General features: G+C 58.2%; 22 protein-coding genes. 12 read left to right on the top strand and 10 right to left on the bottom strand.

Going from position 1 to position 17,764, the window contains the following annotated elements:
* The first annotated feature begins 10 nt into the window (after window positions 1-10).
* Window positions 11-286, top strand: coding sequence for a DUF1467 family protein (locus ACR0NA_RS07430; RefSeq protein WP_170650957.1), 276 nt, complete (start codon window positions 11-13; stop codon window positions 284-286).
* A 31-nt stretch (window positions 287-317) separates the two neighbouring features.
* Here ACR0NA_RS07430 and ACR0NA_RS07425 read toward each other — a convergent pair whose 3' ends face one another.
* The 3 genes from ACR0NA_RS07425 to ACR0NA_RS07415 all read right to left on the bottom strand — a co-directional run bounded on the left by ACR0NA_RS07425 (window position 318) and on the right by ACR0NA_RS07415 (window position 1,987).
* Entirely contained in the window at window positions 318-1,016 is a 699-nt protein-coding gene (locus ACR0NA_RS07425; RefSeq protein ID WP_170650956.1) for an EI24 domain-containing protein, read from the bottom strand.
* Entirely contained in the window at window positions 1,013-1,591 is a 579-nt protein-coding gene (locus ACR0NA_RS07420; protein WP_480727528.1) for a nitroreductase family protein, read from the bottom strand. The genes ACR0NA_RS07425 and ACR0NA_RS07420 overlap by 4 nt, the downstream gene beginning before the upstream one ends.
* A gap of 147 nt (window positions 1,592-1,738) precedes the next feature.
* Window positions 1,739-1,987 carry a hypothetical protein gene (locus ACR0NA_RS07415; protein ID WP_480727526.1) on the bottom strand — a complete coding sequence of 83 codons (249 nt, stop codon included), beginning with the start codon at window positions 1,985-1,987 and terminating at the stop codon, window positions 1,739-1,741.
* A gap of 120 nt (window positions 1,988-2,107) precedes the next feature.
* On the opposite strand from ACR0NA_RS07415, the gene ACR0NA_RS07410 reads away from it, so the two are divergent.
* From ACR0NA_RS07410 to ACR0NA_RS07375, 8 genes are all read left to right on the top strand, one after another.
* The gene (locus ACR0NA_RS07410; RefSeq protein WP_480727524.1) at window positions 2,108-2,818 is read left to right on the top strand and encodes a M48 family metalloprotease; all 711 of its coding nucleotides are present in this window, start codon (window positions 2,108-2,110) and stop codon (window positions 2,816-2,818) included.
* Window positions 2,815-3,183 carry a YigZ family protein gene (locus tag ACR0NA_RS07405; protein WP_480448689.1) on the top strand — a complete coding sequence of 123 codons (369 nt, stop codon included), beginning with the start codon at window positions 2,815-2,817 and terminating at the stop codon, window positions 3,181-3,183. Before ACR0NA_RS07410 ends, ACR0NA_RS07405 begins: the two co-directional genes overlap by 4 nt.
* Before the next feature lie 67 nt (window positions 3,184-3,250).
* Entirely contained in the window at window positions 3,251-3,502 is a 252-nt protein-coding gene (locus ACR0NA_RS07400; protein ID WP_480727522.1) for a DUF6455 family protein, read from the top strand.
* Window positions 3,503-3,517: 15 nt separating this feature from the next.
* On the top strand, window positions 3,518-3,784 hold the full coding sequence (locus ACR0NA_RS07395; protein ID WP_480727520.1) for a DUF6455 family protein: 267 nt from the start codon (window positions 3,518-3,520) through the stop codon (window positions 3,782-3,784).
* Window positions 3,781-4,044: a DUF6455 family protein gene (locus ACR0NA_RS07390; RefSeq protein WP_480727517.1), complete on the top strand. Its 264-nt coding sequence runs from the start codon at window positions 3,781-3,783 to the stop codon at window positions 4,042-4,044. Before ACR0NA_RS07395 ends, ACR0NA_RS07390 begins: the two co-directional genes overlap by 4 nt.
* A 237-nt stretch (window positions 4,045-4,281) precedes the next feature.
* The gene (locus tag ACR0NA_RS07385) at window positions 4,282-4,470 is read left to right on the top strand and encodes a hypothetical protein (protein ID WP_480448691.1); all 189 of its coding nucleotides are present in this window, start codon (window positions 4,282-4,284) and stop codon (window positions 4,468-4,470) included.
* Between the two features lie 127 nt (window positions 4,471-4,597).
* Entirely contained in the window at window positions 4,598-4,954 is a 357-nt protein-coding gene (locus ACR0NA_RS07380) for a diacylglycerol kinase (RefSeq protein ID WP_480727512.1), read from the top strand.
* A gap of 181 nt (window positions 4,955-5,135) precedes the next feature.
* Window positions 5,136-6,077 carry a hypothetical protein gene (locus ACR0NA_RS07375; RefSeq protein ID WP_480727510.1) on the top strand — a complete coding sequence of 314 codons (942 nt, stop codon included), beginning with the start codon at window positions 5,136-5,138 and terminating at the stop codon, window positions 6,075-6,077.
* A 6-nt stretch (window positions 6,078-6,083) separates the two neighbouring features.
* Here the strand turns inward: ACR0NA_RS07375 and rimO are convergent, their stop codons facing one another.
* On the bottom strand, window positions 6,084-7,472 hold the full coding sequence (gene rimO / locus ACR0NA_RS07370) for a 30S ribosomal protein S12 methylthiotransferase RimO (protein WP_480727507.1): 1,389 nt from the start codon (window positions 7,470-7,472) through the stop codon (window positions 6,084-6,086).
* 100 nt (window positions 7,473-7,572) lie between these two features.
* Between rimO and ACR0NA_RS07365 the strand changes: the two genes are divergently transcribed.
* Complete coding sequence (locus ACR0NA_RS07365; protein ID WP_480727504.1) at window positions 7,573-9,573, top strand: AsmA family protein; 2,001 nt, start codon at window positions 7,573-7,575, stop codon at window positions 9,571-9,573.
* A 187-nt stretch (window positions 9,574-9,760) separates the two neighbouring features.
* On the opposite strand, the gene ACR0NA_RS07360 is transcribed toward ACR0NA_RS07365, so the two are convergent.
* The 5 genes from ACR0NA_RS07360 to ACR0NA_RS07340 form a co-directional block, all read right to left on the bottom strand.
* Window positions 9,761-10,246, bottom strand: coding sequence for a RidA family protein (locus tag ACR0NA_RS07360; protein ID WP_480727502.1), 486 nt, complete (start codon window positions 10,244-10,246; stop codon window positions 9,761-9,763).
* Window positions 10,247-10,440: 194 nt separating this feature from the next.
* A complete protein-coding gene (locus ACR0NA_RS07355; protein WP_480727500.1) occupies window positions 10,441-11,937 on the bottom strand; it encodes a phosphomannomutase/phosphoglucomutase in 1,497 nt (498 codons plus the stop codon).
* Window positions 11,938-11,953: 16 nt separating this feature from the next.
* The gene (gene kdsA, locus ACR0NA_RS07350) at window positions 11,954-12,787 is read right to left on the bottom strand and encodes a 3-deoxy-8-phosphooctulonate synthase (RefSeq protein WP_480448699.1); all 834 of its coding nucleotides are present in this window, start codon (window positions 12,785-12,787) and stop codon (window positions 11,954-11,956) included.
* A gap of 5 nt (window positions 12,788-12,792) precedes the next feature.
* Entirely contained in the window at window positions 12,793-14,385 is a 1,593-nt protein-coding gene (locus tag ACR0NA_RS07345) for a KpsE/RkpR family capsule polysaccharide export protein (RefSeq protein WP_480727497.1), read from the bottom strand.
* Complete coding sequence (locus tag ACR0NA_RS07340; protein ID WP_170650940.1) at window positions 14,363-15,022, bottom strand: ATP-binding cassette domain-containing protein; 660 nt, start codon at window positions 15,020-15,022, stop codon at window positions 14,363-14,365. Before ACR0NA_RS07340 ends, ACR0NA_RS07345 begins: the two co-directional genes overlap by 23 nt.
* A gap of 254 nt (window positions 15,023-15,276) precedes the next feature.
* On the opposite strand from ACR0NA_RS07340, the gene ACR0NA_RS07335 reads away from it, so the two are divergent.
* Window positions 15,277-15,864 carry a uracil-DNA glycosylase family protein gene (locus ACR0NA_RS07335; RefSeq protein WP_480727495.1) on the top strand — a complete coding sequence of 196 codons (588 nt, stop codon included), beginning with the start codon at window positions 15,277-15,279 and terminating at the stop codon, window positions 15,862-15,864.
* Entirely contained in the window at window positions 15,857-16,645 is a 789-nt protein-coding gene (locus tag ACR0NA_RS07330) for an SseB family protein (RefSeq protein ID WP_480727493.1), read from the top strand. The genes ACR0NA_RS07335 and ACR0NA_RS07330 overlap by 8 nt, the downstream gene beginning before the upstream one ends.
* A 57-nt stretch (window positions 16,646-16,702) precedes the next feature.
* Here the strand turns inward: ACR0NA_RS07330 and yghU are convergent, their stop codons facing one another.
* Complete coding sequence (gene yghU / locus ACR0NA_RS07325; RefSeq protein WP_480727490.1) at window positions 16,703-17,581, bottom strand: glutathione-dependent disulfide-bond oxidoreductase; 879 nt, start codon at window positions 17,579-17,581, stop codon at window positions 16,703-16,705.
* Window positions 17,582-17,764 lie beyond the last annotated feature (183 nt).

Here is a 17,764-nt window from a genome sequence, read left to right as displayed (position 1 = left end):
AGGCTGACGCATGACCATCACCGCAGCCATAGTTCTGTTTGCCGTCATCTGGTTCATGACGTTGCTTGTGATCCTGCCCATCCGGATCAAGACCCAGGGCGATGTGGGCGAGATCGTGCCGGGCACCCATGCAGGCGCGCCCGAAGAGCATCATCTGAAAAAGAAGATGTGGATCACCACGGCTGTTTCCGTGGTGCTGTGGGCGATCATCGCGGGCATCATCATTTCCGGCCTGATCACGGTGCGCGATATCGACTGGTTCAACCAGTTGCCACCGCTTGAATAAAGCCAAAACGCTGTAAAAACCGGCGTGGCGGTCACCGGCTGGTGGCTGCCACCCCGTGATAGATATGGGTAAAGGTCGCCGCGCCGATAATCGGGATCAGCAGGTTGATCAGCGGTATCGACAACGGAATGGCCATCAACGTGCCGGCGATCCAGATCGTTGGCATATGCTGCGCGCGAAGCTTGCGCGCCCCTTCGCGGCCCAGACGCCGCATGGCGGCCAGCGTGAAATACTCCCGTCCCAGAAGAAACCCGTTCATTGCCCAGAATATGAACGGCGCCAGCGGCGTGAACATCGCGTACAAAATCAGGGCCAGCAGGTTCGCGACGATCAGGACGCCCAGAAAGCTGAGCGTATCGCGCAAGGAATCCCATATCGGGACATGAGGAACGGCCGGTAGGGCCGGGTAATGCTTGTCCTCGACCGCCTGAGCGACCTCGTCCAGAAACATCGAGGTGATGGCCGACGCCACCGGCACCATCAGGAACACCGACAGGACCATCATCAGCAGAAACGACGAAACGCTGAGCAGGTCGTTCAGCCACGTCACCTCGCCCAGTATCGGCAGGGTGACCTGTTCGCCGACCAGCGTATTGAGAAACCACAAGAAACCGGCATAGGCGGCGACCAGAAGGGCAAATGTCAGGCCGACGCCCAGCAGCAGCACCTTTCGAAACCTCGGATCGCCGATCTGGCCAAGCGCCATGAAAAAGGAATTGAGGATGATCATTCCTTCACCCATTGGGTGATCGCATCAATGTCCGGCCGGGGCCGTTCGGGCGGTGCAGACCCTTCGGTCGCGATGTGAATCAGCCCGGCGACACGTTCGTTTGACGCCAGCCCAAATGCCTGTTCGCAGAATTCCCGGTCGTGGGTCTGCCAGCCCGACAGCCAGTTCGCCCCCCATCCGGCCGCCAGTGCCGCGTTCAGCAGCGACAGGCACACGGCACCGGCTGAATAGGTCTGTTCGAGGGCCGGGATCTTTTCGGATGGCTTTTGCACCTCGATCACGGCGACGGCCAGTTGTCCCAGTTCGAACTGGTTTTTGGCCTTGGCGATATCTTCCGGCGTTTTTCCCAGTGCTTCGCCGCGCGATCCGGTCAGGTCCGCAAGGCGCGGCATTGCGCCTTTTTCCAGAACGATGAACCGCCACGGCTCAAGCTTGCCATGATCCGGACAGCGCGCCGCAGCGGTCAGCAGCGGCATCAGTTCCTCCCGCGTGGGGGCAGGGGCGATCAGCGTTTTGGCAGGGCGCGAACGGCGGGACAGCAGGAATTCCAGCGCGGCGGGATTTTTGAGCGTCATATGTGAAGCCTTTTTACATAAGCCATCTGTATCTCGGGCAGGGACGCCTCTGATTCAAGGGGAAAAGCGCGATTTTTCAACTTTCTGAACCGGGATGCCCGCCAGCGTTCGCGACAGTGGAAACCTGTGCCCGATGTCTGTGCTGCTTCAGGTTTCCTGAGGCGGCGTTTCCCGTATCTGGTACACCCCCTCGGGCAGGTCCAGTGCGGCGGCCAGATCACGCACCTGTTCGGGTGACAGTGTGATTTTCTGTACCTGCTGTGTTCTGGGGTCCAGTTGTTCCAGCGTCACGCATTCGGCAAAACTGTTGATGATCACGTCCTCTTGCAGGGGTGTGTCACCTTCGTCCACCAGAGTAATGACGGTCGAGTCGAATTCATGCTCAATCGAAAACATATCGGCAGACTGCAGGGCAAATCGGGGCTTGGCAACCCGCTGAAAGAAAAACCGACAGTGGAAGTGGCTGATTGCCCGGGCTATTCTTTCTGTCCGTTCTGATCGTTAGAGGGGCCCATGATGCGCCGGATTGTTCTTTTGCTGGTTCTTGCGATTGCCGGGTGTACGGCGACAGCACCCGCGCCCATTGCCTATCCCGAGCCGCAAGGGGGTCCTGCCACGGTCAATGCGCAGGCTGCGCCCAAGGATTTCAATGCGATCAGCCGCAACATCGGGGCGCAAGCACGGTCCGAATGCCGACGCCGGACCAGCGACGGAAACTGCGATTTCAGGATCGTTGTGGATCCCAATCCGCGCGCGCAGGTCAATGCGTATCAGACACTCGACAAAGAGGGGCGTCCGGTCATCATCTTCACCCAGTCGATGATAAAGTCTGCGCGCAACGGCGATGAACTGGCTTTTGTCATGGGGCATGAAGCCGCGCACCACATTCGCGGACATCTCGCCCGGCAATCCGCGAATGCCGAGGCTGGCGCGGTGGCTTTGGGCGGGCTGGCTGTTTTGCTGGGAAGTGATGCTGCGGGCATCGAATCGGCGCAAAAACTGGGCGCAGTTGTTGGCGCGCGCAGCTATTCCAAGGAATTCGAGCTGGAGGCGGATCAGCTAGGGACGATCATCACCTACAAGGCGGGCTACAACCCCCTTATCGGCGTCAAGTTTTTTGAGCGCATCCCTGATCCCGGCGACCGGTTTCTGGGAACGCATCCCCCCAACGCCCAGCGTGTCCAGATCGTTAACCAGACCGCTGCCCGGTTGGGGCTGGTGCAATGACCGCTCTGACAAAGTTGGGTGTGATCCTGACCGACCGTGGTTCGAAATACGCCGTAAGCGGTGCAAAGGTTTCAAGCCGCGCCGAGGTGGATGCGGTTCTGGCCGAGCTGAAATCGGATCGCGCCTATGCGAAGGCGACGCACAACACGTGGGCGGCCATGCTGCCAACCGGGGGCCTGAAGGCCGATGACGGTGAATCCGGGGCCGGTATGGTGATTCTGCGCATGATCGAACGGGCGGAACTGCGCGATCATGTCATTGTCGTTACACGCTGGTATGGCGGCAAAAAGCTGGGCGGAGATCGCTTTCGCCGCGTTCAGGACGCGACGCGTGCCTATCTGGAAAGCATCGGTTCGGGGTCTTGACCTGCATCAAGGGCAGGGCGCCTGCGCTGCGGTATCCACTGTACAGCGCAACAGAAAGGAACCGACGATGTCCGATCCGAATAAGCTCCGCCATCATGCTGAACTGGTTGACAGAATGGCGGGAGCCCTTGGTATCGACCTGCAGGAGTCTGCCATTGGCGGCCAGGTTTCCGTTGATGAGATCTCGGACGCAGTGCTGAGGTGCAGCGACTGCCCGAACCCCGGACATTGCGCGCGGTTCCTTTCGGAAAACCAGCACTCTCCGATCACCCCGGAATACTGCAGAAATCAGGAGCTTTTCGAACGTCTCAACCCCTGAACGGTGGACCCTGCAATGCCTCGTCTCGGAGATATCATGAAGCACCTTCGATTGGTGCTGAGAATGGGCAAGGCAACCGGTGTGGACATCGTGTCCGAACACCGAAGCGGGCGGCTGAGTCAGGATGAGTGGGCCGGGATGGTGCAGTCGTGCCGAAGCTGCGAATGGGCCGGGCGCTGCCCCGCGTGGCTGGATGAAAACCAGAGCATAGCCGAAGCGCCAGAGACCTGCCCGAACCGGGCCCGTTTTGCCGAGCTTCGGAACGGACGCACAGAGGAATGATGATGGCGCAGGTCCCGATTGGAGATATCGAGAAACACTTTTGGCTCACACGCTCGGTCGCCCGCTGCATGGGGGTATCTTTTACCGAAGCCATGGCCGAAGGCCGTATGTCGTCGCACCAATTCGCCGAACTGATCACCGGATGTCGCGCGGCGCATTGCCATGACAAGTGCGCGCTATGGCTGGCGTGCCAGCAGACCAGGGCTGATGCGGCGCCGGATTTCTGTGCGAACGCCGATATGCTGAACGGCCTGAGATAGGTCAACCGGGCGATTTGAGCGGTTTTGCGATGCGCAAGGCGGCTTTGCGCTCGCGCAAGCGAAAATGAGCGGCTGATACCGCCTGATTCATCCGACAAGATTGATATTACGGCATAGTTTCGCCTCATCTCCGAACTGATGGGCGGATTCGGTTGCCAGATCGTGAACAACCACGTATCCTATGCAAAGCCCCGAATAGTTGGGCAATATCAGAAAAGTATTAGAGGAATGATGGACATGAAACTTAAACTCGCTGCTCTCAGTGCCGTCGCAGTTGTTTTGACCGCGTGCTCGCAGCAGGAAGAGCCGACCCCGGTTTACATCCAGCCCGACTATGACAAGTACGGCACCCCGAGCTGCTCGGCAGGCTATGAACTGGCCACCACCGAAGCAGGTCAGACCGTCTGTAACCCGGTCGCACAATAAGAATTCCACAGGCGGTCCTATTGGGGGCCGCCTGTTTTCCTTTGGAGACAGCGCCGCCCTTGGGGCGGTTTTTTCTTGCCCGCCGGGCAGGAGTTTCGACCCGTATGCTGGAACGACCGGAGCCCTCATGCGCAACTTTTTCGAACGTCTAAGGGATCGCACCCGCTGGAGCTGGCAGGGTCTGGTTGTTACCTGGCGCGCCGAGTATTCCTTTCGTGTGTGGGTCTGGGCCAATCTGATCTCGGGCGCGCTGGCCTTGTGGCTGCCGCTTGGCGCAGCAGAGCGCGCGCTGATCCTTGCGCTGGGGATACTGGTGCTGGTGGCCGAACTGTTCAACACCGCCATCGAGCGGGCGGTGGATCACACCTCGACCGATCATCACGAACTGGCGGGGCAGGCCAAGGATGCGGCAAGTGCGGCTGTAGCGTTAACGGCCGTGGCAGCGGGCGTGGCTTGGGTGGTGGTTTTGGTTGGGCTGTTTTGAACAAGAACCGTTACAATCGCGCCAATCGATCAATTTGAACTATCATTGCTAAAATTCAAAGCTGTAGTAAAGTCACCTTAATCCCAATATTTTCCGTAGCGGATAGTTGCTACATTCAAATTTTTGAGGCTATCAACTTATCCTTTCGAGTCAGGATTATATCTATCTATTGGAGAGGGCTATGTATGATTTTGATGAAACAGAACTTCAAGGTTCTGGCTTTACGCCACTAGGCGCCAATGTTGAAAGTTTGCATTCAGCTTGGGAAAATGAACCGCTTCGTTTCTATTACTCCGTACGCGATCTATTTTTTCAAGCTCCGATTCGCCATTTTGATGAAGCCAGTGATGTATTTGAGGTTATTGATTTCCTGAAACCTTCTGTTTTGGTGCCGCATAAGTATTCGGATTTATATCCTGACGTAATGAATGTGAGATCAAATACTGATGCTCATGAAATTTTAACTAAGATCGAAACTATTTTTGGACCCTACTATAAACATTCCTCGCCGCCCGAGAGGAAAACCGTTTATGCGCCAATTGTAGATGTCACCATGGACAAAAAAATATCTAACCATGTTGAGATTTCTGCGGAGTTTGAGACAGAGTCACAAAGTGAAGCAACCATGAAGTTCAGTTGCGCTGCATTTGGGATTTCGTACTGGAATAACTTGACGCTGAAATTAAGTAGCAATTTTGTAAAAAAAGCGGGCACGCAGCAGATATCTGTTCCTCTTCATGTGGATATTCAAGCGTATGTAAACCACTATAACCCAAATGATATTCGTTATACCGCGACCGTTGTTGGTATTGATCCTGCTTCACGGCATGCTGAAGGTGAGAAGTATTATCGCCAAATTCAACCTGCGACGGCACCAAAACCGCCATCTGTTTTTCTTGGTCACGAAGCGGGTAATTCACATGTGAAAACTATTAAAAAGAATCAAGGAGTGAATGCCTCATCAGTGTTTTCAATAAACTCGGGATTATCTCTTTCAATAGATTATAGCTGCAGAGTGGTAGAAACGTTAAAGATTACGTTCGAAAAAGCGAAAGCAGGAAATGTAGATTGGAGACTTTGGGACGAGGAAAAAACAGTGTTCAGTTTTCAAGTAGGCAACTGAAACAGGTTACCGAATTCGCCCCCACAGGTCATACTCCCCGGCTTCTTCAACTTCGACAGTCACGATATCCCCCGGTTTCAACCCCTCGAACCCATCATCGATGAACAGGTTCCCGTCGATCTCGGGGGCGTCGGATTTGGTTCGGCAGGTGGCGGCTTCGTCGTCGACCTCATCCACGATTACGTCGATGTTCTGACCGACCTTGGCGGCCAGTTTGGCCTCGGAAATGGCTTGTGCCTTTTCCATGAACCGCTCCCAGCGCTCCTGCTTGATCTCGGCAGGCACGTGATCGGGCAGGTCGTTCGACCGCGCGCCGTCGACGTTTTCGTACTGGAAGCAGCCGACACGATCCAGTTGCGCCTCGTCCATCCAGTCGAGCAGGGTCTGGAATTCGGCCTCGGTCTCGCCGGGATAGCCGACGATAAAGGTCGAGCGCAGGGTGATGTCCGGGCATGTCGCGCGCCAGGCGGCGATCTCGTCCAGTGTCTTGGCGGCAGCGGCCGGGCGGGCCATGCGTTTCAGGACGTCCGGATGGGCATGCTGGAACGGGATGTCGAGATAGGGCAGCACATTGCACCCCGCATCCGCCATCAGCGGGATCAGGTCGCGCACATGGGGGTAGGGATAGACGTAATGCAGCCGCACCCAGGCATCCAGCTGACCCAGCTCGCGCGCCAGATCAGTGATGTGGCTGCGCACTTCGCGGTCTTTCCACGGGTTCACGTCATATTTGCGGTCCAGCCCATAGGCCGATGTGTCCTGAGAGATGACCAGCAACTCACGCACGCCGTTGTCGACCAGCTTTTCCGCCTCGCGCAGGACGGCATGGGCCGGGCGGCTGGCCAGTCTGCCGCGCATGTCGGGGATGATGCAGAATTTGCAGCTGTGGTTGCAGCCCTCGGAAATCTTGAGATAGCTGTAATGGCGCGGTGTCAGCTTGACGCCGGATGCGGGCAGCAGGTCCACGAACGGGTCCGGATCGGGTGGCACGGCGACATGCACCGCGTCCAGCACCTGTTCGTACTGATGCGGGCCGGTCACGGCCAGAATGCGAGGGTGATGCTCGCGAATGTAATCCGGTTCGGCCCCCAGACAGCCCGTAACGATGACCTTGCCGTTTTCCACCAGAGCCTCGCCGATCGCTTCCAGCGATTCAGCCTTGGCGCTGTCGAGGAACCCGCAGGTGTTCACGATCACGGCATCGGCACCGGAATAGTCGGGCGAAATGCCGTATCCTTCGGCCCGAAGGCGCGTCAGGATGCGTTCGCTGTCGACAAGTGCCTTGGGACATCCAAGCGACACCATACCGATGGTCGGCTGGTTGATGCGAGGTGTCTCGGTGATCCGGGCGGCGGGCGCCAGGTCGGGGCGGAGGTTTGGCGGGTTCGTGGTCATGGCGCGGCATATAGTGGGGAACTTCTCCCCTTGCAAATGTTGTCCGCGCAGGGCTGACTTGCACCAAACCCACAAGACCGAACAGGCAGGGAGCAGAAACATGGGCTGGTTGTTACGGATCGTATTCATTCTGATCGCGGTGATCGGGCTGGTCATCGGCGCATTGTTGCTGATGCCGGGCGACAAACTGGGCGCGATACTGGCCGAGCAGGTCAAGGCGCAGACAGGTCGGGAGTTGACCCTGACAGGCGATGTGCGGCTGTCCTTCTGGCCGGTTCTGGGATTGGAGACAGAGGCTGTCACCTTTGGTAATGCCGCCTGGGCGGGTCCGCAGCCCATGCTTGAGGCGGACAGTCTGGCCGTTGGCGTCGACGCCGCCGCGCTGTTTGCCGGTGAACTGGCCATCCGCCGCATCCTTGCCGAAAACCCGGTGCTGCGCCTTGAAATCTCGGATGGCAAGGGAAACTGGGAATTCAGCGCCCCGTCGCCCGTGGCGGGTCCTGCAGCACAGCCCTCGGCCGCTGGTGGTGGAACGGATGCGGTGGCGGCAGATGTACCCAGCGTGACGCTGGATATGCTGAAACTGTCAAACGCGCGCCTCGTCTATGTGGAAAATGGCCAGGCCACTTTCGATTTCGATAACGTTGATCTGGAGGCCAGCTGGCCATCACCGGATGCGCCGATGGAAATGCAGGCGCAGTTGAATATCGGAGAGGGGCCAGTCGACGTTGATCTAAAAATCCCCGATCTGCCCGAATTTTCATCGGGTGCCGCAACTGGGATGGAGATGAAATTGACTGCGCCAGGGGGGCAGATCGGTTTTGCGGGCCGTGTGAATATTGCCGGTGAGTTGGACGGAACCGCGCAGATCAAGGCCGGGAATTCGATGCGGATGTTTGCCGCACTTGGCCAAAGCGGCATTCATGTGCCCTACGGTCTGGGTCAGGCGGCCGACATTTCGACCCGGATGACATATACCAGTGACGGGCGCCTGTCCCTGCGCGAGATGGTTTCGAAGCTGGACAACAACCGGTTTGAGGGGGAGGCGGATATCGTTGTCGCAGACCCGCCGCGCATTACGGCCCGGCTGTCGACGGACCATCTGGATCTGTCCAAAGTGATCGGGACAGAAGAGGAAACGGGCGCTGCAACGAATTCTTCAACTGCATCGGGGGGCGGTCAATCTGGCCAGGCTGGTCAGGGCGACGGCTGGTCAAAGGACCCAATCGATGCGTCGGCGCTGGCGCTGGCAAACGGGTTGATCCGGCTGAACGCAAACGCAATTTCGGTTGCGGGGCTGCAATTCGGCAAAAGCAAACTGACACTGAAACTGGAAAACTCGCGGGGTGTGGTCAAGATGAACCCCGCCAGATTGTTTTCGGGTCAGATATCCGGGCAGGTTGTTGCCAATAACCGAAACGGGTTGTCGGTCGGCGGTAAGCTGAAGGCCGATGGCATCGATCTGAATCAGGCCCTGACCACGCTCGGGGGTATTGAGCGTTTGTCAGGCAAGGCGTCGGGGTCGCTGGAATTTCTGGGAGTGGGTCAGACCGAAAATCAGATCATGCGCTCGCTCAGTGGCAAGGGGCGTATCGACATGGATGGCGGTGTCATCTCGGGCGTCGATCTGGACCGGCTGATGGGCAAGGGCAAAGGAAGCGGCGGGACAACCGTTTTCAACAGCCTCAGCGCCAGCTTCACGATGAAGAACGGCAATCTGAAAAACAAGGATCTGCTGATGTTGCTGGACAACTATCGCGCCGATGGAACCGGGCGTATCGGTATCGGCAAGCGCAACATCGATTATCTGTTCACGCCTGTCGCCTTACGCGCGAATTCCGGCAAAGGGATCGCGGTGCCGGTGCGGATCGTGGGGCCGTGGAGCGATCCGTCGATCAAACCGGACCTGACCAAGGCAATCGAGGCCGCGACCGAGGTCAAGGTCAAGGAACTGGAGGATGACGCCAAGCAGAAGGTTTTCGAGAAAGTGGGCGAAGAGCTGAACACCACGATCACCGAAACCGAGCAGATCGAAGAAGCGGTCAAGGACAAGCTGGAAGACGAAGCCAGAAAGGGCTTGCTGAAACTGCTGGGCGATTAAGGGTCGTGTGCAACACCGTCCATGAATAAGAAAAAGGGACACCTTGCGGCCGGCCCTTTGCAGTAATTGTTGCACGCGCGGCCACGGGTCTGTGGGCTTGTTATTCTATGTCGAGCAAAAGCGCCCGGGGATTTCTTCGGGTGCAGAGTGTTGAGGTCCGGTCAGCGGACAAAGCTGGCCCCGGCAACTACGTAGAGATTAATACTTCTCCCTCTATTTCCATTGCAAACCCAAGTGGCAGCCCGGACACACCAATCGCTGAGCGAGCATGGCGGCCTATATCTTGACCGAAAACTTCGATCACAAGGTCGCTGAATCCATTCACTGCAACATGCTGCTCCGAATAGCCCGGCGCAGAAGTCACCATTCCGAAAACGCGGAGCCATCCTGTTATTCGAGACAACTCGCCGATTTCCGCCTTGATATTCGCGAACACAGTCAGCGCCACTTCGCGAGCTTCTGTATATGCTTGCTCTGTTGTTATATCAGCCCCAACTGTTCCGAAGGGGCCGCTCAGACTGCCATCAACTGCGCTTTTGGGATGCCCCGAAAAAAGGAGGCGATCCCCTCTGATGTTCACAAAATCAAAGGGCAGAACCAAGCCCTCGGGCAGCTTGGTAGGCTGCGGCAGTTTTAAACCCAATTTCTCTAGTCTATTTTCTGGTGTCGACATGCGAGTTCCTCAACTCAATGAACTACTCGAGCTTAATAAAATTTGAGACAGTATGTCTTCTTTAACCTAAACGCTGAACATTATTACTCAGCGTCCGCTTTGGGCTCGGAACGGAAATTAAGTTCCGAGCCTCATTATCATTCACCTGTACCACTTACTGTAAGGGGCTGAACCTTGCGGCGTCCTTGTCCGGATCAGATGGTCTGATCATATTCTCCGACGCCCGGTTCGGTCTGAATGACGGCGTCGATGTCCCTGAAAATCGCCCGCATCTCATCCTCGCTTTCGCTGCTTTCGCAGACGACAACCAGATTGGGCGTGTTGGACGAGGCGCGCACCAGCCCCCAGCTGCCGTTGTCCAGAATGACCCGTGCGCCGTTGACGGTGACAACCTCTTTGATGGCGCGGCCCGCAAGGGGTTCCGACGCTTCGGCCTTGGCAACCAGCTTGTCCACCAGCCGGGACAGGATATCGTATTTTTCCGTGTCCGACGCGTAGGGAGACATGGTCGGTGTCGACCAGGTTTTCGGCAGAGCCTTGCGAAGGTCCGACATGCTTTTGTCCGGATTGCGGTCCATCAGCTTGCAGATTTCCACCGCGACCCGCATCCCGCAGTCGTAACCGCGTCCGATGGGTTCGGCGAGGAAGTAGTGACCCGACTTTTCGAACCCCGCCAGTGCGTTGATTTCCTTGACGCGGCGCTTCATGTGGCTGTGGCCGGTCTTCCAGTAATCGGCTTTGACGCCGCGGGCCTGCAATTCGGGATCGCTGGCGAACAGGCCGGTGGATTTCACGTCGGCCACAAAGGTCGCGCCGGGGTGCAGCTTGGCCAGATCGCGCGCCATGATGACGCCGACCTTGTCGGCAAAGATTTCTTCGCCCTCATCATCGACAACGCCGCAGCGGTCGCCGTCGCCGTCAAAACCCAGCGCCAGATCGGCACCGCTGGACCTGACCGTATCGGCCATGTCGTGCAGCATCTCCATCGCTTCGGGGTTGGGGTTGTAGTTGGGGAAGGTGTAATCCAGCCGATTGTGGCTGGGCACGACCTCGACCCCCATGCGTTCGAAAATCTCGGGCGCAAAGGCCGAAGCGGTACCGTTGCCGGTGGCGCAGACGACCTTGAGCGGGCGGGACATTCTGAAATCGCCCACCAGATCGTCGATATAGGCCTCTTTCACGCCATCGACGAATTCATAGGACCCGCCGGGCCGCGCCACGCCTTCGCCGTTCAGAACGATATCGCGCAGTTCGGCCATTTCATCCGGACCATGGGTCAGAGGGCGGTCAAAGCCCATCTTGACGCCGGTCCAGCCATTGGGATTGTGGCTGGCCGTCACCATCGCAACTGCGGGCACATCAAGGTGGAACTGGGCGAAATAGGCCATCGGGCTGAGCGCGGGGCCGATATCCTTGACCTGAATACCGGCCTGCATGAGACCGAGGATCAGCGCGTTCTTGATCGCCAGAGAATAGTCGCGATAGTCGTTGCCGATCGCGATGACGGGTTCGATCCCGCGCTTGTGCATCTGGGTGCCCAGACCAAGCCCAAGGGCGGTCATGCCCGGCAGATTGATCTCGTCAGGGTATTTCCAGCGTGCGTCATATTCGCGAAAGCCCGTGGGCTTGATCATCGCGTCGCGCAGAAAACTCCAGGTGTTCGGGGTCACCTCGGCAAGGGGTTTGGTCATGTCAAATTCCGTTGGTTCAAATCTGAATTGGGTTGGCCTTGGCCAGCTCGTCAAGGCGCATCAGGGTATCGATCAGTTTGGGCATCTGATCGAGGTAGATCATGTTCGGGCCGTCACAAGGGGCATTGTCTGGGTCCTGATGGGTTTCCATGAACACCGCCGCAGTTCCCACGGCGACCGCCGCGCGTGCCATAACCGGAGCGAATTCCCGCTGGCCGCCGGACGAGCCGCCACGACCGCCGGGCTGCTGCACCGAGTGGGTGGCATCCATCACCACGGGGTATCCCGTCTGTGCCATGATCGGCAGGGAACGCATGTCGGCGACAAGGGTGTTGTAGCCGAAAGAGGCACCGCGTTCGGTCAGCAGGATGTTGTGGTTTCCGGTGCTTTCGATCTTGGTGACGATATTCTGCATTTCCCACGGGGCGAGGAACTGCCCCTTTTTGACGTTGAGCACCGCACCGGTGTTCCCCGCGGCCAGCAGCATGTCGGTCTGGCGGCACAGGAAAGCGGGGATTTGCAGCACATCCACTGCCTCGGCGGCGATGGCGCATTGCGCCTCGGAATGCACATCGGTCAGGACGGGCACACCCATAGTCTTGCGGATGTCGTCCAGCACCTTGAGACCGGCGTCAATTCCCATCCCGCGCGCGCCGCTTAGCGATGTGCGGTTGGCCTTGTCGTAGGAGGCTTTGAAAACGTATTGCGCGCCCACTGCTTCGCAGGCCTCTTTCATGACGCCGGCGATCATCTGGGCGTGATCTGCGGTTTCAAGCTGGCAGGGGCCGGCGATGATGGTAAGCGGAAGGTCGTTGCCGACCGTCAGATCGGCGATTTTTATATGTTTCATGGGACTTATGAAGATACCTGTTCACGAAGGACCGACGCGGTAAGCGAGATCATGAGGTAGATACCAGCAAAAAGCAGGAAAGCCAAAATCGTATTTTCGAACTTGCGCGGATAGCTTGGTTCCTGGCTGGGCACGGGGTTCACCGATACGGTCAGATAACGGACCTGACGGTTCGCCTCCAGCCGGGTCGTTTCCATTTGCTGCAAGGCCGTCTGCAACATCATGTCCCGTGTCACGAGGTCTGCCTGAGCCATCTGAATCCTGACGCTCAGCCGGGCAAGCGAGTTTTCGCCGTTGGATGCATCGACCATCTCATTATTGAGGTCGGCCAGCACCGCCTCTAGCCGTTCGATATCGCTGCGCGCACCCTCGACCTTTGCTTTGTTGGGGCGCGCGTTATCCAGCAGTGCCGCAAGCTGAAGCTCTTTTTCCTGCAACTGGACTTCGACCTGATTGATCCGCGCCCTTAAGCTGGCGATGACGCCTTCGGGATCAAGAACGGCGCCTTTCAGTTGCAGGTCCACCAGATTTTCCTGCGCATTGCGACGCTCTTGCTGCGCGTTTTCAAAGCTTTGCAGGGCTTCGCGCATCTGATCCTCGCGCTTTTGCTCGGACAGATTGTTAATGCGGTCCTCAGAATATTCGATCAGCTTCTCTGAAAAGACTGTTGAGGTTTCCGGATCCGCGGCCACAACCTCCATACGGATCACACCCTCGGTCGGGTCGTAGCCGATTGTGACAACACGCTTGTAAACTTTGTAGATGTCTTCGGTCGTCGCGTCCGGAGCCAGGCGCAATATGGGGTCGATCCAGTCCTGTTTGAAATGGTCGGCAAACCCTGTCTCCTGGTCGAGTTTCAGCATGATTTCCTTCGACTCGAGATAGGATTGCGCTGCTATGGAATCCTGGGTTGTCGCGAACTGGGTTCCGGCAAACAAACCGCCGATACTGCCCGGGCCACCATCGGCCTGAAGGATCAGAAACTCGGAATTACTGGCATAAAGCGGGGTCGCGATGCGGTAGAAGTAATACCCGACAATGATTGTCGGCAGCAGCACGAATACGGCCAGCCGTGCAAACAACCCCATGAGCTTGCGGCGGCGGCGTTTTGCGATGTCTTTCTGAATCTGGCCGATTTCGATGTCGCGACGCTGGGCCGGGTTCAGCTCTGGCGAGGGTAGCGACTCACCCTTTGCTTTGACGGTTTGCGGCAGCTGGACTTTCTTTGGGTCCTGCCCATCGGCGTTCTGTCCGTCGCCGGTATTTTCCGACGCCACCAGATCAAGCAGGTTCGATTTCTGAAACGGATCGATTCCGGACTGGCGCAGCAGCCGCACCGCATCGTAGTCCGAGGTTGCGGCCAGATTGTGCTTTTGGGCAAGGCGGCGCGCCATGCGCAACTGCCGTCCTGTCAGCCCCTCGCGTTTGATCGCGTCCAGTTCGGTGCCTGCCGCCGTCTGGTTTTCTTCGGGGTTCTGCGGTTGGGTCGCACGGCGAATGGTTTCGATCGCCTGTGAACGTGACAGGCCGTCACCGTCGCCTTTCGCACCATCGGGTTGGGGAACCCGGTATTTCCTAGCCCTGGGTTTGGTAGTCATACAACTGCTTCGCCTCTTCCAAGGATTCAAACATATAGAGCTGCCCATCCATCAGGACAGCCGCCTTGCGCGCAAATTTTTCCAGTGTTGCAGGGTTATGGGAAACGATGACAAGTGTGGTTGTCCGCAACCGCTCCTGCAGGATCGAGCCTGCTTTCCTGTTGAATTCAACATCCGTCGTCGCCGGCATTCCTTCGTCGATCAGGTACATGTCGAAATCGAGCGCCAGCATGAGAGCAAAGGTAAATCGCGCCCTCATGCCCGAGGAATAGGTGGCCAGCGGCTGATTGAAGTATTCGCCCAGATTGCACAGCCACATGCAGTAGGCTTCGACATAATCCGGGTCCAGCCCGTAAATCTTGGCGATGTATCGCGAGTTTTCCAAAGCCGAAAGTTTGTTTGATACGCCGCCGGTGAACCCCATGGGGAACGAAACCTTGCAGTCCCGGCGGATCACGCCCTCGTCCGGTTTTTCAAGCCCCGCCATCATGTTGATAAGCGTGGTTTTCCCGGTACCGTTCGGGGCAAGAACCCCAAGCGAAGTGCCGAGTTCAACGCGGAACGAAACCCGATCCAGGATCACCTTGCGGCGCGTCCCGGTCCAGAAGGATTTGCTGACATTTTCAAACTCCAGCATGTGCTGCCTTACACTTGTGAAGGGCGGGTCCCGATGTGTCTGTCCCGGTTTGAAAGGGTTGTGCCTGATACCGGTCCATGTTGGCCACATTATGTCGAAATATGAAACAAATGTTCAATGCGTTCGCGATTAGGATTTTTTGGTGGTGACATGCCGGCACCAAGCGCGGGCAGGTACATCTGGACGCCGGGCCCGTGATGCCTATCTTTCCGGGATGGCCTGTTCAACCCCAGCAGACGGAACTTTGCGCGCCGATGACCTCTCTCGCCGATGAAATACGGGGGTGCCGGTTGTGCGCTGAGAAATTTGCGGTCACGGCGACTGCGCACGAACCAAGACCGGTCGTCTGGTTCCGCCCCGGTGCGCGCCTTTTGATCGCAGGGCAGGCACCGGGCGCGCGGGTGCATGCCTCGGGGCGGCCGTTTACCGATCCGTCCGGTGACCGGCTGCGCGCATGGCTGGGCATCGACGAGAGCACATTTTACGATCTGAGCCGTGTTGCCGTGGTGCCGATGGCATTTTGCTTTCCGGGCTACAACGATCGCAAGGCCGATCTGCCGCCGCCGCGGATCTGCGGGCGGACATGGCATGGCAGGGTGATGCAGGAACTGGGAGAGGTGCCCCTGACGGTTCTTGTCGGGGGGCATGCGCATAAATACCACCTTGGCGCGCAGACACCTGTGACCGAAACGGTGCGCAGGTGGCGGGACCATGCGCCGCGGGTCTTTGCCTTGCCTCATCCGTCGTGGCGCAATACGGGATGGCTGAAGAAAAACCCGTGGTTCGAGGCCGAGCTTTTGCCGGTGCTGCGCGCGCGGGTGCAAGAGGTGTTGAATGACTGAAGCGACGGCGCTGGACGATGCCCATGGTGCGATGCAGGCCGCGCCGCAAGACGACGCCGCCCGATTGCGGTTTTTCGAAAGGCTGGCGGATAGCGAGTTGTTCCTGCTGCTGACCAAAGAGGCGCGGGACGAAAACCTGTCCCCCGAAGTGTTCGACGTGGCGGATGGCAGGTTTGTTCTGGCCTTTGACCGCGAGGAACGGCTGGCCCGATTCACGGGACAACCGGCCCCCTACGCCGCTTTGTCGGGGCGGGTTCTGGCATCGATGCTGTCCGGGAAGGGGATCGGTCTCGGTCTGAACCTTGAGGTTGCTCCGTCATCGTTTCTGATCCCGGCCGAGGCTTTGGCGTGGCTGCATGAGACGCTGGATCATGCCCCGCAGGAAGTTCAGGCGGCGCTGGCAGAGTTTCGGCCGCCCGAAGGTTTGCCGGAACGCTTGCTGACGGCGCTGGACGCCAAGCTAGCGACGGCAGGTGGACTGGCGCAAACCGCTTATCTGGTCGGTACCCGGGACGACCGGGGCGGGCAGGGGCACCTGCTGGGGTTTGTCGATGCCGTCGCCGGGGCCGAAGGCGCGCTGGCCAAGGCCGCGTCCGAGGCGCTGACATTCTCGGGCATTGAGGCCGGAGAGATGGATGTGGGTTTCTTTTCAGCGGATGATCCTGCCGCCGCGATGATGGCCAGGGTCGGGTTGCGGTTCGATCTGCCCCAGCCTGAACAGTCGGACATCGTGCGGACCGCACCGGGAAGTGACCCGGAAAAACCGCCGATTCTGAAATAAAAAAGGCCACGGAGCGGCCTGTTCGCCGCGTCCGTGGCCCGATCTGGCCGTGCCGGGTTATTCGGCGGCGGGTTCCAGTTTGTCCTGCGTGCGTGTTTCGAAATCGCTTGCGTCGTGGCGTTCGTGCAGTTGCGTATGCAATTCGCCAAATGCGCGGTTGACCATGCGGCCTCGGCTTACGGCGGGGCGTTCGTCGATGGCCTTGGCCCAACGCAGGACGTTCTTGTAGGACGTCACATCCAAAAACTCGGCAGCGTCATAAAGACGGCCCAGTACCAGTTGACCATACCACGGCCAGATCGCCATGTCCGCGATCGTGTACTCTTCGCCTGCGATATAGGTCTTGTCGGCCAGTTCCCTGTCCAGCACGTCCAGTTGGCGTTTGGCTTCCATGGCAAAGCGGTCAATGGGATACTGCCACTTTTCCGGGGCATAGGCGTAGAAGTGGCCAAAGCCGCCACCCAGATAAGGGGCGCTGCCCATTTGCCAGAACACCCAGTTCATGACCTCGGTCCGCGCCGGGCCTTCGCCGGGCAGGAATACGCCGAACTTTTCGGCAAGGTGGAACAGGATTGACGCGCTTTCAAAGATGCGCACCGGTTCGTCCCCCGACCGGTCCCACAGCGCCGGGATTTTCGAGTTGGGGTTGGCCTCAACAAAACCGGACGAAAACTGATCGCCTTCACCGATATTGACCAGCCAGGCATTATATTCCGCACCGTCGTGTCCCAGCGCCAGCAGCTCTTCCAGCATGATGGTGACCTTCACCCCGTTGGGGGTGGCCAGCGAATACAGCTGCAGCGGGTGCTTGCCGATCGGCAGATCACGGTCGTGTGTCGCCCCGGCAATGGGCCTGTTGATATTTGCGAAGCGGCCGCCGCTTTCGCTGTCCCAGGTCCAGACCTTGGGTGGGGAATAGGTGGATTGTTCGCTCATATCACGCCTTTCTGGTCACATGCGGGTTAGGCACCCGTGACCAGAGCTAATGTTGCAAACGGCAAAGTCCAACCCCCGGAATTCGGATCGGTATTGAAACATTTCCGGAATTCACCTCACATATCCTCGTGGATCGTCACAGGGGCGCGAGCAGGTCTTCGCAAGATTTCAGAATCGCCTATT

It is taken from the genome of Ruegeria sp. C11, from assembly GCF_056537725.1.
The sequence above is the reverse complement of the archived record's forward strand: the minus strand, read 5'-3'. Positions and strand labels throughout refer to the sequence as shown.